This is a genomic window from Actinomadura napierensis, assembly GCF_039529375.1.
GTDB classification, from domain to species: domain Bacteria; phylum Actinomycetota; class Actinomycetes; order Streptosporangiales; family Streptosporangiaceae; genus Spirillospora; species Spirillospora napierensis.
In genome coordinates this window covers 318,143-333,609 of record NZ_BAAAMR010000001.1, presented here as the reverse complement: position 1 = coordinate 333,609, position 15,467 = coordinate 318,143, and the positions used below count along the sequence as shown (strand labels likewise).

Sequence of the window (15,467 nt, the reverse complement as noted above, 5' to 3'; positions counted from 1 at the left end):
CCGGCTCGTCCTGGGGCATGCGGGCGGTCAGCGGCGGTCGCGGAAGGTGCGGCGGAGGTCGTCGACCCACTCGTCCGGTACCTCCCAGGGGATGAAGTGGCCGCCGTGGTCGTGGGCGGTGATGTTCACGTGCCGGTACCAGGCCGCGCGGTCGCTTTCGAGGAAGTTCGCCACCCGTTCCTCGCTCGTGGTGACGCCGGGCGGGTTCTCGTAGCCGACGAAGGTGATGCCGGTCGGCGCCTCGACGACCGGCCACCGGTCGTGGGACGGCGTCCAGGGGTAGCGGTTGTTGTTGGCGTAGGTGCGGATCGAGGTGTCGATGCCGCCGCCCGCCCAGTAGATCGTGGCGTGGGTGAGCAGGTCGTCCTTGCTGAAGACCCGCTCGATGTCACCGCCGTTGTCCGACCATTTCATCCAGCGCTCCAGGATCCAGGCGAGCATGCCCACCGGGGAGTCGGCCAGCCCGTAGCTCAGCGTGGACGGGGCGAGGACGTGCGCCGCGAGGTGGACGGCGAACCGCCGCTCCAGCTCCAGGACCCGCTTGCGGACGGCGGGCGGCAGGTCGTCGGGCAGGGGCCGGCCGCCGGTGAAGTCCCAGGCGCGGTCGCCCTCGAAGAAGTCGAGCCTCAACGCGGAGCCGATGTGGATCCCGTACAGCTCGTCGGCGTAGCTGTGGCCGAGCTGGCCGGTGACCAGGGCGCCGACGTCGCAGCCTCCGGCGGCGTACCTGCGGTGGCCGAGCACGCCGGTCATCAGCTCGTGCCAGAGGTCGGCGATCTTCCAGAAGTTCATGTCCGGCCGGGTCAGCGGGGTCGAGAAGCCGAAGCCGGGCAGGGACGGGACGATCACGTCGAACGCGTCGGCGGGGTCGCCGCCGTACGCGGCCGGGTCGGCGAGCGGGTCGACGACCTTCGACCAGTGCCAGAACGTCCACGGCCAGCCGTGGCTGAGGATCAGCGGCGTCGGGGCGGGGCCCGCGCCGGGCCGGCGCATGAAGTGGACGGGGACCCCGTCGATCTCGACGCGGTAGTGCTCGTAGGCGTTGATCGCGCGCTCGGCGGCGCGCCAGTCGTATCCGTCCGCCCAGTATTCGACGAGCTCCTGGAGGTAGGAGCGGCGGACGCCGTAGTGGCCGTCGTCGTTGCCCTCGTCCAGCGGCCACCTGGTCGCCGTCAGCCTGCGGCGCAGGTCGTCGAGCACGTCGTCAGGTACATGGATCGGTGCCGGTTCAAGGGGCGACACGTTCCTCCTCGTTTCCGCTCGCCGCTATCTCGGTCAGGCGCACCAGGACGGGGATCGCGTCGGCGAGCGCCCGGCGTTCGTGCTCGTCCAGGTGCGCCACGAGCCGCGCGAGCCGCGCGACCCGGTCCGCGTGCCGCGACCGGACGATCCGCCCGCCCTCCTCGGTCAGCGAGAGCAGGACGGCGCGGCCGTCGCTCGGATCGGCGCGGCGTGCCACCAGCCCCTCCGCCGCCAGCTTCGCCACCAGGCTCGTGAGCGCGGGCTGCTTGAGCTGCTCGGTCGCGAGCAGGTCGGTCAGCCGCAGCGGGCCGCGGTGGGCCAGCGTGTGCAGGACCGACAGAGCCGAGAAGTTGAGCCTGCGGACGGCCGGAAGCCGGATGAAGTGGCCGTTGAAGTCCACGATCGCGGAGGCCAGCTCATCGACGTCCAGCCCGCCGTCCGGCGGAGGAGTCGACGCCACCCCGTATTTGTATCGAACATTGATATAAATCGGCAAGCGCCCGGTGGCCGGGCTACTTGACGGACCGGTCAACTATCAGGGACGGTGGGGGCGTGCCCAGGACGAGCGACGCGCGTGAGCGGTTGGTCAGGAGCGCCGCGCGGCTGTTCCTGACCCGCAGCTACCAGTCGGTGGGGGTGGAGGAGCTGTGCTCGGCGGCCGACGTTCGCCGGGGGAGCTTCTACCACTTCTTCCCGGGCAAGTCCGACCTCGCCAAGGCGGTCATCGACCGTCACGCCGCGGCGCTGTGGGCCCGCCTCGACGAAGCCACCGCCGTGACGGCGCCGGCTCCCGGCGGTGCGGTGGACGCGGCCGCGCATTTGCATGCGATGGCCGACGCGGTGGGGGAGATCCAGACGGGGTTCGAGGCCCGGTTCGGGCGGGTCGTCGGCTGCCCGTTCGGGAACCTCGCCGCCGAGCTGGCCACCACCGACGACGTCCTGCGCGAGCACCTCGCCGCGGTGTTCGCCGAGTGGGAGCGGCGCCTGGCGGTGCTGTGCCGGGTGGCCGCCGACCAGGGCGTGCTGCGCGACGGCGTCGACCCCGGCCTTCTGCCCAAGATCCTTGTGGCCCAGTTCCAGGGCATGATCCTGCTGGCCAAGACCGGCCGGTCGGACGCGTCGCAGATCCCCCGGGCGCTGCACCAGGTGATCGCCGCCAATCTCCGGGAGGGCGCATGACCACAGCCGTCGACTTTCATTTCGACCCGATGTGCCCGTTCGCCTACGCCACCTCGGTCTGGTTGCGCGAGGTGCGCGCACGGCTCGGCGTCGAGGTGAACTGGCGGTTCTTCAGCCTGGAAGAGGTCAACCGGGCGGAGGGCAAGAAGCATCCGTGGGAGCGGTCGTGGTCGTACGGGTGGTCGCTGATGCGGATCGGCGCGCTGCTCCGGCGGCGCGACATGGCGGCCCTCGATGCCTGGTACGCCCGGATCGGCGCGGAGCTGCACGAGCGCGGCGGAAAGCCGCACGACCCGGACGTCGCGCGGCGGCTGCTCGACGAGCTGGGCTTCGGGGCCTCGGTCCTGGACGAGGCCCTGGCCGACGCCGGCACTCACGAGGACGTGCGAGCCGACCACCGGCGGGTGTTGGACGCCGGCGGCTACGGCGTCCCCACGCTGTTCTTCCCCGGCGGCCAGTGCCTGTTCGGGCCGGTGCTGATCGACCCGCCCGCGGGCGAACGCGCCGTCCGGCTCTGGGACGTCGTCACCGGGATGCTGGAGTTCCCCGACCTGTACGAGATCCAGCGGCCCAAGGGCGCCGCCGAGCGGCAGCGGATCCACCGGGCGCTCCAGCCCTACCTCGCGGGCCGCGACTGGGTCAGCATCGACCGCGGCGAAGTGATCGAGTTCCCCGACGACTCCCGGAAGGGCGGCAAGGCATGAGCCAGGATCCCGACAGGAAACAGGTGACCGAGGTCCTCGTCGGCGAGTGGGAGGAGCTCGACCGGCTGCTGACCGGCCTTGCGGGCGAGCAGTGGGAGACCCCGACCTGCCTGCCGGGCTGGCGGGTGACCGACGTGGTGTCCCACCTGATCGGGACCGAGGCGATGCTCGCCGGTGAGGCGACGCCCGACTCCGGCGTCGACGTGGCGGCGCTGCCCCACGTCCGCAACGACATCGCGGCCTTCAACGAGCAGTGGGTCGCGGCGCTGCGCGAGGAGGGACCCGCCGCGATGCTGGCGCGGTTCCGCGACATCACCGCCCGCCGGGCCGAGATGCTCGCCCGGATGACCGACGCGGATTTCGCCGCGCCGAGCTGGACTCCCGCAGGCCAGGCGACCTACGGCAGGTTCATGCAGATCAGGATCTACGACTGCTACATGCACGAGCAGGACCTCCGCGCCGCCGCCGGCCGGCCCGGCAACGAGGACGGTCCGGCGGCCGAGGCGGCGCTCGACGAGGCGGCCCGCACCATGGGCTACGTCGTCGGCAAGCGCGCCGCGGCCCCCGACGGCAGCACCGTCGTCATCGACCTCACCGGACCCGTCCGGCGGACCCTGACCGTCCAGGTCGACGGCCGTGCACGGCTCGTGCCCGCCTCAACGGACCCGGCGACCACGACCCTGCGTCTGCCGTCGACGCTGTTCCTGCGGTTGTGCGGCGGCCGTCCCGCCCCGTCCGACTCCGTGGACGTCGGCGGGGACCGGGAACTCGGCCGCCGCGTCGTGGACAACCTGGCCTTCACCATCTGACTCCGCGCCCGCGCGAAGGCCGCTCAAGGGTTGGGCGAGGCCGGGGCGGCCTGCGGGGCGGACGAGGTCAGGGCCTGCTGGTCGGCGAGCGCGATGGCCAGCTCGCCGGCGGCGGTGGGATGCAGGGGCGCCTCGGCGCCCGTGCCCTGGACGAACGGGCGCTCCGAACAGAGGCCGTGACCTGAGAAGTGCTGCGGTACGGAGCGGTAGCCGAAGGCGCGGGCCCCCTTGTCCAGCAGTGCGTTCATGTCCGCCAGGCGGCCCCGGAGCGCGTCGGCCATCCTCTGGTCGACGCCCTGCGGCTTCAGGCAGCCGGCGTCGTCGCCGAACGGGTCGTAGTACTGGTTGACCAGGACGGTCGGGTGCTGCGGCAGCTGCTTCAACTGGCCGAGCAGGTCGTAGTAGTCCTTGGCGAAGGCGTCCAGCCGCTGCTGGTAGTAGGCGGTGGAGGCCCGGTCGTCGCAGGCCTTCGCGGCCAGGCAGAGCTTGGTCAGCTCGGCCCAGCGCACGTCGTTGGCGCCGATGCTGACGATGACCACGGAGGCCTTCATCGCCCGCTGGGCGACCGCCAGCTGCGGCGGAGCGACCTGGTCGCCGACGTTCTGGACGTCCAGGACCCCGGCCGCCACCGTGGCGCCGCTGCACGCCAGGTTCAGAACGTTCCACCGGTTGGTCTGCGCGAGGTAGACGGCGTAGGAGTCGCGGCTGCGCTTGCACGCCCGGTCGAGGGCCTCCGGGTCGTCGACGAGGGGGTTGCCCATGGCCGCGGCCGTGGAGTCGCCGATGACGACGGCGTTCACGTCGTCGAGGACCGGGCCCCGCGCCGGGCGGACGGGGGAGGACGGCGCCCGCCCCACGAGGTCCTCGACCGAGTCGACCCTCTTCAGCACCTTCGGCGTGCTGGAGGCCAGCAGGTACACGCAGACCGAGTTCGCGCCGAGCACGCAGAGCACGCCCGCCGCCAGGACCTTGACCTTCGTCCCGCCCGGCCGGCGCTGCCAGCCCGTCGCCGCCGCGATCAGCAGCGCCGCGAAGCCGGCCGCGATCAGCGTCTCCCAGAGCAGGTACCGGCGCCATCCGCCGGTCAGCCGGGCGCTCAGCTGGAGGGTGCCGTGGTCACCGTCCCGGGCGAACTGGCTGACCTGGGCGTTGAGGGTGATGTGGGTGAGTTTGAGGCGGGGCCGGATGGGGCCGCTGAACTGCGGGCGGGTCTCGATCGTCTGGCCGAACAGGTCCACCTCTCCCGGGCCGGAACCGGACAGGCGGGGGGACGCCGCACCGACCTGGACGGTCTGCCCGGCCGCCTCGACCGTCTGCATGGGGGTGATGAGCACGGCCAGCCAGATCGACAGGCCGCAGAGGAACAGGAAGACCACCGCGTTGAGGAGGATCCTGAGCCGGCGGCGCCAGCCGGACGACGGCCCGGGGCGGCCGGTCACCGTCCGATCCTTACCGGACTTGATCAGCTGCATCTCTCGGGTCTCTGGTAGGGGATCGGGCGTAGCACTCCTTCCCCTTCCCGGCGCCGAAGATTCGCCCTCCGTTCACCGGACGGTGGTGACGGCCGCCACCGTCCGCCTCAGCCGGGACGGAGGTTCAGGGTCGGCGCCTGCCGCTGGCCGTTCGGCCCGACCGGGGCGGCGGGGCTGTCGGGCGCCGACGGCGGGTACCAGGTGCCCGGCGGCACCGGTGAGTAGCGGCCGAGCAGCACGATCGCGGCGATGACGCACAACGCGAAACCCATCAGCCACCAGGCGGGCAGCTCCTGCGGCGACGGCCCCGCGGGCGCGCCCTCCGCCGGTGATTCGCCCCCGTGCATCTCGAGGAGCGCTGCGAGCGCGGGATCGCGGGATCGCAGCTCCCGTTCGATCCTTCGCAGGATGAGGCGTTCACGAATCGACAGGTTCATGACCGGTGTGCCTTCGCTCGGGTGCCAGGCGCCGCCGGCGGGCGCCGTCCTGACTCATGAGGCCCAAAGATAGGGCAACCATTGCACTGCGCAAAGACGTTGGCGCAGGTGAACGGCGGGAGGGGACGCAAGCGTGCTCCGGTGGTGAGGTTGCCTTCCGGCCCGGTGCCGTCGTCGGCGACGAACGCGCGCCCGGCCGGTTGTCACCATCCTGCACAGCCGGGCGCGTCTCAAATAGATACTGTTGTTCTTATGAAACTTGCCCTAGGGAAGCCACCTCTGCCGCGACGCCTCGCGGCGGCCGCGCTGGCGGCCTGCTCCGTCATGATCGCCTCCGCGCCCGGACCCGCCTCCGCCGCCGCGCCGACCACCTATCCGGTGGGCGACCTGGCGACCTCCATCAGCAACTTCCTCTTCAGCCCGGACGCGGCGCCCGGCGCCAACGACTGGTCGTGCCGCCCGTCCGCCGACCACCCCCACCCGGTGGTGATCGTGCACGGCACGACGTCCAACCTCGGCTCGGCCGGTGCCATGATCGCGCCCACCCTGGCCAACGCCGGGTACTGCGTCTACGGGTTCAACTACGGCGAGACGTCCCTCACCCTCGGCCACATCTACGGGCTCGGCGAGGTCGCGGAGTCGGCCCGCACCATGAGCGCGTTCGTCGACAGGGTGCTCGCCGAGACGGGCGCTGCCAAAGTCGACGTGGTCGGCGCTTCGCAGGGCGGCATGATGCCGAACTACTACATCAAGCGGCTCGGCGGCGCCGCCAAGGTGCGCACGATGGTCGGTCTCGTGCCGACCAACCACGGCACCACCATGCAGGGCCTGGTCAACATCGGCCGGTCGCTGAACGTGCTCGGGCTCGTCAACGACGTCTACCGGTTCGTCGGCGCACCCACCTACCCCGAGCAGGAGGAGGGCTCCGACTTCCAGAAGGCGCTGTTCGCCGACGGCGACACCGTCCCCGGCGTCCGCTACCTGACGATCGCGACCTCGCACGACACCACCGTCACCCCGCTGACGAACTCGTTCCTGCACGGCGGCGACTCCACCAACATCCTGCTGCAGGACCTGTGCCCCGACGACCCCGTGAGCCACTCCGGGATAACGCTCGACGGGCCGGTCATGCAGATCATCCTCAACGCCATCGGCCCTGACGAACCGGACTTCACCCCGAACTGCACCGGCTACGGCCCGAACATCTGACCAGCCCCGCGACGGGCGGCCGAACGGTCGTCAGAGCGGTCGATCGGGCGCGCGGCGTACCGCGCGCAGCACCGCGTCGGTGAGCGTGATCTGCTGCCCGTTGGGGTCGGTGGCCGCGCGCTCGGGGGCCGACGCGGTGATGTCCCACGCCGACGGGTCCAGCGCGGCGGCGACGTCTTCGGCCGTGAACATCAGGTGGGGGAGGCGCGGGCGCCGGAGCGTCGCCACCTCCAGGTCGGCGGGGTGGTGGCCGACGACGAGAAGCGTCCCGCCGGGGCGGACGGCCGCGGCCAGCCGGCGGTACATGGCCTCGCGCAATGTCCGGGGCAGGTGCACATACTGGACCGACACCAGGTCGTACCGCGCCGGGGCGGGATCCCACGTCTTGACGTCCGCCTGCTGCCACGTGACGTCCACGCCGGCGTCGGCGGCGTGCCGGGCGGCGCGGTCCAGCGCGGCCTGGGACAGGTCGACCCCGGTGACCTTCCAGCCGCGCGAGGCGAGCCAGATCGCGTCCGCGCCCTCGCCGCTGCCGACGTCCAGGGCCGTGCCGGACGGGAGGCCGGCGGCGGTCGCGACCACCTGCGGATTGGGGTCGCCGCTCCAGACCCGTTCCGTCGAGCCGTACCGCTTTTCCCAGTAGTCGCCGGACAGCAGGCGGAGGGTGAGCCGCGTGTCCTCGGCGACGAGGTCGGCGTTGATCGCCGCGGCAGCGGCCGCGCCACTGGTGGCCGAGCTCATCATCTGCGCCATGAGGTCGGTGACGTTGCCGGCGACCCACACCCCGGGTACCTCGGTCAGCCCGGCCGGGTCGGCCGCGATCGACTCGCCGATGCCCATCGGATGCGGGGTCGGCTTGAGACCGAGGCCCGTGAGCATCCCCGAGTTGGCCACCACGCGCGGCGGGGCCACCACCACCGCGCACGCCACGGTCGTCCCGTCGGCCAGCCGCAGGCCGGTGATCCGGTCGCCGGCCACCTCCAGCGAGTCGACGGGCCCGGTGACCACGCCGATGCCCCAGGCGGTCAGCTGGGCCGCCTGCTGCTCGGTCAGCGCCGGGGCGGTGTGCTGGAAGAACGTCACCTCGGACGTCAGCTGCCGGAACAACAGCGCCTGGCGAACGGCCCACTCGGTGTGAGTGGCGAGCACTCCGATGGGCTTGTCGCGCGACTCCCAGCCGTGGCAGTGCGGGCAGTGGATCACGTCGCGGCCCCAGCGCTCCGCCAGCCCGGGGAGGCCGGGCAGCTCGTCGGTGAGGCCGGTCGTCACCAGCAGCCGCCGCGCCGTGATGGACCGGCCGTCGTCGAGGCTCACCTCGAACCCGTCGTCGGTGCTGCGCGCCGCGTCGGCCGTCGCCCGCAGGACGAGCCCGCCGTACCGCTCGACCTCCGCGCGCCCGATCTCGACGAGCCCGAGCGGACTGATCCCGTCGCGGGACAGGAAGCCGTGGACGGCCTCGGCGGACGCGTTGCGCGGCGACCCGGCGTCGACCACGACCACCGAACGCCGCGCGCGGCTCAACACGACCGCGCCGCTCAGCCCGGCGGTGCCGCCGCCGAGCACCGCGACATCGAATTTCTGTGTCATGGCGACCACCATCGGTTCCCGCCGACAGGACGATCAATTAAATTTGCAGAAATGGCAAACACGGACGAGGTGCTGGCCGCGGTCGGATCCCGGCTCCGCGCGATCCGCAGGCAGCGCGAGAGGACGCTCGTCGACGTGGCGGCCGAAACGGGGATCTCGGTGTCCACGCTTTCGCGGCTGGAGGCCGGCCACCGCCGCCCCGCGCTCGACCTCCTGCTGCCGCTCGCCCGGGCGTACGGCGTGCAGATCGACGAGCTCATCGGCGCGCCGCCGACCGGTGACCCGCGCATCCACCTGCGCCCGGTGCAGCGCAACGGCATGACGTTCATCCCGCTGACCCGCCAGGCCGGCGGCGTGCAGGCGCACAAGGTGATCATCCCGCCGCGCCGCCGTCCCCCCGAGCAGCGGAGCCACGAGGGCCACGAGTGGATGTACGTGCTCCACGGCCGCCTCCGGTTGCTCCTCGGCGAGCACGACATGGTGCTGAGCGAGGGCGAGGCGGCCGAATTCGACTGCCGCGTGCCGCACTGGTTCGACAGCGACGATTCCACCCCGGTCGAGGTGCTCATTCTTTTCGGTCACCAGGGCGAACGCGCCCACCTCCGCGCCCGCTCCGCACCGCGGTAGCCACACCGCTTCCGCAGGTCGGGCGCCCGAGTCGACGAGACCTCGGGATACCCCTTCCCCTCTTAGATTCCCGTGAGTATCTTAGTGTCCGACCGGTTGCCGACGGTCGGCGGGCGATGCCCGTCCCGCCGGCAAAGGCCTCTTCCGCATCCCCGACGACATCGAGCACTTCGCCGTTCCACGGCCGCCTTTCCGGCGGGCGCGTGAGCGCCGGAATGCGACGATTCAGAAGGAGACAGTGCCGTGGCCGGACAGTCGGAAAAGACGAGCACGCCCGCCGTCACCGAGTCGCTCGATTCGGCGGCCTCGCTCGGCGCCCAGACCCAGTCCACGACCAAACCCGTCCGGATCTGGGCCGTCATCGGGGGCGCGATCCTGATCTTCCAGCTCTACGTGTGGATCCGCTGGCTCACCGGGCCGCATCTCAAGCGGGTGCCGCAGGGGCCGAGCGATCCGCCGACGCTGATGAAGGCGGTCCTCATCACGTGGACCGCCGTGATCATCGTCGGCCTGCCGGTCGGCGTCTACTACTTCATCGTCAGGCCGTGGCGGCGGGAGCGCCGCATCACGCTGGACGGGATGCTGCTGGTGTCCTGCGGCCTGCTCTTCTTCCAGGATCCACTGCTGAACTACTTCAACACGTGGAGCACGTACAACACCTGGATGTGGAACCTGGGCTCGTGGACGCAGGACGTTCCGGGCTGGCAGTCGTTCGGGGAACCGGGCCACATGATGGCCGAACCGCTGCTGATGAACGCGCCGGGCTACTCCTACGGAGTCCTCCTGTGCACGATCCTCGGCTGCTGGATCATGCGGCGGGCCAAGGCGCGGTGGCCGCGGATCAGCAACGCCGGGCTGATCGGCGTCCTGGTGGTGTGGTCGTTCTTCTTCGACCTCGTCATCGAGGGCCTGTTCCTGATGCCGATGGGGCTCTTCACCTACCCGGGCGCGATCAGGTCCGTGTCGATCAACGCCGGCCACTACTACCAGTGGCCGGTCTACGAAGGGCTCATGTGGGGCGGCGTCCAGGCCGGTCTGTGCGCTCTGCGCTACTTCACCGACGACCGCGGCCGGACGTTCGTGGAGCGGGGGCTGGAACGCGTCCGGGGCGGGTTCGCGCGGCAGCAGTTCACCCGCTTCCTGGCGATCTTCGCGGCGTGCAGCGCCTTCTTCTTCGTGTTCTACAACGTCCCCGTGCAGTGGTTCGCGCTGCACGCCGATCCCTGGCCGAAGGACCTCCAGAAGCGCTCCTACTTCATGATGGGCATCTGCGGCGAGGGGACCGGGCGGCTGTGCCCCGACCCCGCTCTGCCGGTCCCCGGCAAGGGCTCCGCCACCATCGGCCCGGACGGCAAGGTCGTCCCTCCCAAGGGCAAGGAGCTCCCGACCATCGTCCCCTTCGACAGGAGCCGCTGAGATGCTGACCGATGGATCCATCGCCGTTCAGTCGGCTTCGGAGGCCCCGTTCTACCGGGCCGTCGGCGACGAGGCGGAGGTCTTCCGCGCGGCGGCCGGCGGCGGCCTGCCGGTGCTGCTGAAAGGGCCCACGGGATGCGGGAAGACGCGTTTCGTGGAGGCCATGGCCCACGAGCTCGGTCGCGGACTGATCACCGTCGCCGGTCACGAGGACATGACGTCGGCGGACCTGGTGGGCCGGTTCCTGCTCAAGGGCGGCGAAACGGTCTGGGTGGACGGGCCGCTGACCCGCGCCGTGCGCGAGGGCGCCATCTGCTACCTGGACGAGGTGGTGGAGGCGCGCCAGGACACCGTCGTGGTCATCCACCCGCTCGCCGACCACCGCCGCGAGCTCGCTCTCGACCGGCTCGGCACGACGCTGTCGGCGGCGCCCGGGTTCCAGCTGGTGATCTCCTACAATCCCGGCTACCAGAGCGTCCTGAAGAACATCAAGGAGTCGACCCGGCAGCGCTTCGTCGCCATCGAGCTCGACTTCCCGCCCGCCGAGATCGAGGAGCAGGTCGTCGCCCACGAGGCCGGGATCGATGCCGGCACCGCGGGCACCCTGGTCAGGCTCGGCAACGCCATCCGGAACCTGGACGGCTCGCCGCTGCGCGAGGTGTCGTCCACGCGGATGCTGATCCTCGCCGGCTGCCTGGTCGCCCAAGGGCTGAGCCTGCGCGGTGCCGTGCAGTCCGCCGTCGTCCAGACCCTCTCCGACGACCCGGACGTCGTCCGCGCCCTCGGTGAGCTGGCCGACGCCGTCCTGCCCCGGGCATGACCGCGTCCGATCCCGGCGGGCCGCACCGGTTCCGCTTCCTCGCCACCTCCATCGCGGGCAGGTCCCTCGATGTCGCGGAGGCGCGGGACGGCGAGGCCGCTCATACGAACGGCCTGGTGGTGTTCGTCTCGGCCGGCGGTTCCGTCGCCCGGCAGCGCAGCGAGGTCCTGGTCCAGAGCGCTCTGCTCGGTGCGGGGAGTCTGGACCAGCGATGGGTGAAGGGCCTGTGGGCGCGTCCTTCCGTGGCGCGCCGCTACCTGGCGCTCGAAGGCCGCCGGGTCCTCACCGAACTCGCCGGACGGTACCCGCTCGCGGCCGCGCTCGACCTCGGCGGGAAACCGGGCACCGCGACCGCCCACGAGTCACTCGAGCTGGCCAGGAGCCGAGCGGCGGTACCCGACCCGCCGGAGTGGTTCGGCGTCATCAAACCTTCCCGACTGCTGACTCCGTCCGCGGGGCCGGGCGCGCGAGCCACCGATCAGGAACTGCGCCTGGAATTCGACCCCCTCGACCTGCCGGAGGCCGATGACGAAGGCGACGAGGAGGAGCCCGCGGAGAGCAAGGTCCTCAAGCTGTTCGAGAACCCGCTGTTCGCCTCGCGGGCCCTTACGGACTACCTCCGGAAGATGCTCGGCGGCTCGCGGGCCTCCGCGGACGGCTCCGCCGGCGCGGAGGCGAAGGTCCGCGCCGTGCGGCGGGCGTCCAAGGTCGGGGAACATGCCCGGCCCCTCCCCACGCGGATCCATTTCACCGATGACGGCAAGCCCGGGGCCGCCCTGGGCGTCGGTGGAGCTCTGCATCCGGAGTGGGACGTGCACAAGAACCGGTATCGGCCCGACTGGTGCCGGGTCCTCGACTTCCCGCTGACCGTCGCGGCCGACATCGCCGCCGCCGGTGTCCCGCAGGACGACGTGCTCCGGCGGCGCCTGTCCCGCCTCGGTCTCGGCCCGAAGGTCCTGCGCCGCCGTCCCGACGGCGACGAGATCGACATCGAGCCGCTCATCGAGCTGTTCGTCGACGTGCGCTCCGGCCACTCGCCGCCCGAGCACGTCTACCTGGACCGGCGCAAACGCGCACGCGATCTCGGCGTCCTCATCCTGCTCGACGCCTCCGGATCCGTCACCGACGCCGACCAGGCCGGCCTCGCCGTCCACGACCACCAGCGGCGGGCGGCCGCGACGCTGGCCGCCACGCTCGAACAGCTCGGCGACCGCGTCGCCGTCTACGCGTTCCGGTCGCAGGGCCGGAACGCCGTCCATCTCCCGGCCATCAAGGCGTTCGGGCAGCGCTTCGACGCCCTCGGGCGCGCCCGGCTCAATCAGCTCCAACCCTCCGGCTACACGCGCCTCGGCGCCGGCATCCGCGGTGCGGGGGAAATCCTCAAAAGGGAGGCCGGTACGCCGAATCGACTGCTCATCGTCCTTTCGGACGGATTTCCCTATGACAACGGCTACGAAGGGCGCTACGCGGAGGCCGACGTCGGCAAGGCGCTCGAAGAACTCCACGCCGACGGCATGGCATGCCTCTGCCTTTCCATCGGCACCGCCACGACCGTCGATGCCCTCGAACGCGTCTTCGGCTCTGCCAGCTACGCCAATGCTGCGGCGCTGGCCGAGTTGAGCCCGCAAATGGACGAGTTGTTCCTGTCCGCCCTCCGGCGACTGGCCGTACCCGTGGCGCAGGCGAGAACATGAGCATCTGCACCTGGAGGCGGGCCCGAGGCCCTTCGCCTCCAGAGGGGCCCGGCGCACCCGCCCGTGCGGGACGTCCGTGCCCGCGTCTCGGCGCCGTACCCCCGGTGCACCGTGGGCGTCGCGCGCGCCTGTACTGGCATAATCGCCCACATGGTTGAGCGTTGGACGAGGGAGCGGCGCCGCGACCACACCCGTTCGCTGCTCGTGGACGCCGCGGACGAAGTGTTCGCCGAAAAGGGCTTCACGCAGGCGACTCTCGATGACATCGCTCATGCGGCCGGTTTCACCAAGGGCGCCATCTACAAGCATTTCGGCACGAAGGAAGACCTTTTCCTGGCGGTCAGCGATCGGCACTGGCGCCGTTACTTCGACAATTTCGCCGAAGTGGTGTCGGCGGTGACCGAGGTGGGGGCGCGCGAGCTCGACGAGGTCGCGCGGCGGTGGCGCGAGCTCAGCCGCGACCGCGGCGCCGAGCACGCCGCACTGGGCCACGAGTTCACCCTGTACTTGCTCCGCAACCCCGAGGCCCGGGAACGGGTGGAGAGCAAGAGGTCGGAGGTCGTCGAGGAGCTGGCGAGGTTCATCGTCGAGGGCGTCGACCACGTCGGCGGGACGCTGCTGATCCCGCCCTCGACGTTCGCGCACGTGCTCATCGCCACCAGCGACTCCGTCGTCCTGGGCAGCCAGCTCGATGACGTCGACCTGTACCGGCCGATCCTCGAAATGTACCTGTCGGTGATCAAACTGCCCTGACCGGCGGCGGCGCGATCGAGATCGACTTGGTGTCGAGGTAGCCGTCGAGGCCCTCGTGGCCGAGTTCGCGGCCGTACCCGCTGGCCTTGACGCCGCCGAAGGGCGCCGCCGGGTCCATCGAGTACCCCTGGTTCACGCCGAACGTCCCGGTGCGCACCCGGGCGGCCACGTCGAGCCCGTGCTCGGTGTCGGCCGTGAACACCGCGCCGGCGAGGCCGTACTCGGAGTCGTTGGCGATGCGGACGGCCTCGTCCTCGTCCCGGTACGGGATCACGGCGATCACCGGGCCGAAGATCTCCTCCCGCGCGATCGTCATCGAGGGGTCGACGTGGCTGAACACGGTCGGGCGCACGTACCACCCGCGCCGGACGCCCTCGGGCAGGCCGGTGCCGCCGGTGACGAGCCGGGCGCCTTCACGCAGGCCGCTGTCGATGTACCGGCGCACCCGCAGCCGCTGCCGCTCGGTCACGAGCGGGCCCATCTCGGTCCGCGGATCGGCGGGGTCCCCGATCCTGATGGCGCCCAGCGTCGAGGCGAGCGCCTCGGCGTGGTCGTCGATGAGGTCCGCCGGCACGAGCACGCGGGTGAGGGCGTTGCAGATCTGACCGGCCATGCCCATGCCCGAGAAGCGGACGGCGGTCGCCACGGCCGCCGGGTCGGCGTCGTCCAGCGCGATGGCCGCCGACTTCCCGCCGAGTTCGAGGCCGACCCTGGTGAGGTTCGCCGCGCACGCCGCGGCCACCTGCCGGCCGGCCGCCGTCGAGCCGGTGAAGGAGACCTTGTCGACGCCGGGGTGGGCGACGAGGTACGCGCTCACGTCGCGGTCGGCGGGGACGACGCTCACGACGCCCGGCGGGACGCCGGCCTGCTCGAACAGCTCCGCGAGGAACAGCGCGTCGAGCGGCGCCTCGGGGGCGGGCTTGAGGACGACCGTGCAGCCGGCGAGCAGCGCCGGGACGATCTTGGTGACCGCCAGGAACTGCGGCATGTTCCACGGGACCACCGCGGCGACGACGCCGACGGGCTCCCTGCGCAGGACGATGTCCTGCCCGTACACGCCGGGCCGGCATTCCTGCCACGGATGCTTCTCGGCGATGTCGGTGAGCGCGCTCATCATCGACCAGGGCAGGGCGACCTGCGCGCGCTTGGCGAAGGAGATCGGAGCGCCCAGTTCGGCGGTGATGAGCTCGGCCAGCTCGTCGCGCCGCTCGCCGTAGAGCGCGGCCAGCCGGCGGATCATCGCGATCCGTTCGGCGGGTTCGGTGCGCGGCCACGGCCCCTCGTCGAACGCCCGCCGGGCAGCGGCGACGGCGCAGTCGACGTCGGCGACGCTCGCCGCGGCGACCTGGGCGATCGGTGCTTCGGTGACAGGCGAGATCACCTCGATGTGCCGGCCGGTGCTCGGGGCGACCCACTCGCTCCCGATGAACAGTTCTTTCCGCTCGCTCATGGATGGCTCCTCGTGCCGCCGCGCTCGCAGCGCCTTGCGGTCCCGGTCCGCGACGTGTTATTCAGGTC

15 protein-coding genes are annotated in these 15,467 nt (G+C 71.5%); 9 read left to right on the top strand and 6 right to left on the bottom strand.

Annotated elements, in window-relative coordinates; translation table 11 throughout:
- Positions 1-27: 27 nt before the first annotated feature.
- Together ABD296_RS01280 and ABD296_RS01275 are read right to left on the bottom strand one after the other, a co-directional pair.
- A complete protein-coding gene (locus ABD296_RS01280) occupies positions 28-1,242 on the bottom strand; it encodes an epoxide hydrolase family protein (protein ID WP_344260386.1) in 1,215 nt (404 codons plus the stop codon).
- Positions 1,229-1,702: a MarR family winged helix-turn-helix transcriptional regulator gene (locus tag ABD296_RS01275; RefSeq protein WP_344260384.1), complete on the bottom strand. Its 474-nt coding sequence runs from the start codon at positions 1,700-1,702 to the stop codon at positions 1,229-1,231. Before ABD296_RS01275 ends, ABD296_RS01280 begins: the two co-directional genes overlap by 14 nt.
- A gap of 92 nt (positions 1,703-1,794) precedes the next feature.
- Between ABD296_RS01275 and ABD296_RS01270 the strand changes: the two genes are divergently transcribed.
- Genes ABD296_RS01270 through ABD296_RS01260 form a run of 3 tightly spaced genes read left to right on the top strand, consistent with a single transcriptional unit; the run spans position 1,795 to position 3,934 of the window.
- Positions 1,795-2,421, top strand: a complete 627-nt coding sequence (locus ABD296_RS01270; protein ID WP_344260382.1) for a TetR/AcrR family transcriptional regulator — start codon at positions 1,795-1,797, stop codon at positions 2,419-2,421.
- Positions 2,418-3,125 (top strand): DsbA family oxidoreductase, encoded by a 708-nt coding sequence (locus ABD296_RS01265; RefSeq protein WP_344260380.1) that lies wholly within the window; start codon positions 2,418-2,420, stop codon positions 3,123-3,125. Before ABD296_RS01270 ends, ABD296_RS01265 begins: the two co-directional genes overlap by 4 nt.
- Positions 3,122-3,934 (top strand): maleylpyruvate isomerase family mycothiol-dependent enzyme, encoded by an 813-nt coding sequence (locus ABD296_RS01260; protein WP_344260378.1) that lies wholly within the window; start codon positions 3,122-3,124, stop codon positions 3,932-3,934. Before ABD296_RS01265 ends, ABD296_RS01260 begins: the two co-directional genes overlap by 4 nt.
- A gap of 23 nt (positions 3,935-3,957) precedes the next feature.
- Here ABD296_RS01260 and ABD296_RS01255 read toward each other — a convergent pair whose 3' ends face one another.
- Entirely contained in the window at positions 3,958-5,373 is a 1,416-nt protein-coding gene (locus ABD296_RS01255) for a GDSL-type esterase/lipase family protein (protein ID WP_344260376.1), read from the bottom strand.
- Positions 5,374-5,513: 140 nt separating this feature from the next.
- A complete protein-coding gene (locus ABD296_RS01250; protein ID WP_344260374.1) occupies positions 5,514-5,843 on the bottom strand; it encodes a DUF3040 domain-containing protein in 330 nt (109 codons plus the stop codon).
- A 252-nt stretch (positions 5,844-6,095) separates the two neighbouring features.
- On the opposite strand from ABD296_RS01250, the gene ABD296_RS01245 reads away from it, so the two are divergent.
- The gene (locus tag ABD296_RS01245) at positions 6,096-7,052 is read left to right on the top strand and encodes an esterase/lipase family protein (RefSeq protein WP_344260372.1); all 957 of its coding nucleotides are present in this window, start codon (positions 6,096-6,098) and stop codon (positions 7,050-7,052) included.
- A 30-nt stretch (positions 7,053-7,082) separates the two neighbouring features.
- On the opposite strand, the gene ABD296_RS01240 is transcribed toward ABD296_RS01245, so the two are convergent.
- On the bottom strand, positions 7,083-8,639 hold the full coding sequence (locus ABD296_RS01240) for a methyltransferase domain-containing protein (RefSeq protein ID WP_344260370.1): 1,557 nt from the start codon (positions 8,637-8,639) through the stop codon (positions 7,083-7,085).
- A 51-nt stretch (positions 8,640-8,690) separates the two neighbouring features.
- Here ABD296_RS01240 and ABD296_RS01235 point away from each other — a divergent pair, with 51 nt between their 5' ends.
- The 5 genes from ABD296_RS01235 (at position 8,691) to ABD296_RS01215 (ending at position 13,949) form a co-directional block, all read left to right on the top strand.
- Positions 8,691-9,266, top strand: a complete 576-nt coding sequence (locus tag ABD296_RS01235; protein WP_344260368.1) for a helix-turn-helix domain-containing protein — start codon at positions 8,691-8,693, stop codon at positions 9,264-9,266.
- Positions 9,267-9,509: 243 nt separating this feature from the next.
- Positions 9,510-10,682 carry a spirocyclase AveC family protein gene (locus ABD296_RS01230; RefSeq protein WP_344260366.1) on the top strand — a complete coding sequence of 391 codons (1,173 nt, stop codon included), beginning with the start codon at positions 9,510-9,512 and terminating at the stop codon, positions 10,680-10,682.
- Position 10,683: 1 nt separating this feature from the next.
- Entirely contained in the window at positions 10,684-11,502 is an 819-nt protein-coding gene (locus ABD296_RS01225) for a CbbQ/NirQ/NorQ/GpvN family protein (protein WP_344260364.1), read from the top strand.
- The gene (locus tag ABD296_RS01220) at positions 11,499-13,196 is read left to right on the top strand and encodes a nitric oxide reductase activation protein NorD (protein WP_344260362.1); all 1,698 of its coding nucleotides are present in this window, start codon (positions 11,499-11,501) and stop codon (positions 13,194-13,196) included. Before ABD296_RS01225 ends, ABD296_RS01220 begins: the two co-directional genes overlap by 4 nt.
- A gap of 150 nt (positions 13,197-13,346) precedes the next feature.
- A complete protein-coding gene (locus ABD296_RS01215) occupies positions 13,347-13,949 on the top strand; it encodes a TetR/AcrR family transcriptional regulator (protein WP_344260360.1) in 603 nt (200 codons plus the stop codon).
- On the opposite strand, the gene ABD296_RS01210 is transcribed toward ABD296_RS01215, so the two are convergent.
- Positions 13,936-15,399, bottom strand: coding sequence for an aldehyde dehydrogenase (locus tag ABD296_RS01210; protein ID WP_344260358.1), 1,464 nt, complete (start codon positions 15,397-15,399; stop codon positions 13,936-13,938). The two genes, ABD296_RS01215 and ABD296_RS01210, sit on opposite strands and share 14 nt — an antisense overlap.
- Positions 15,400-15,467 lie beyond the last annotated feature (68 nt).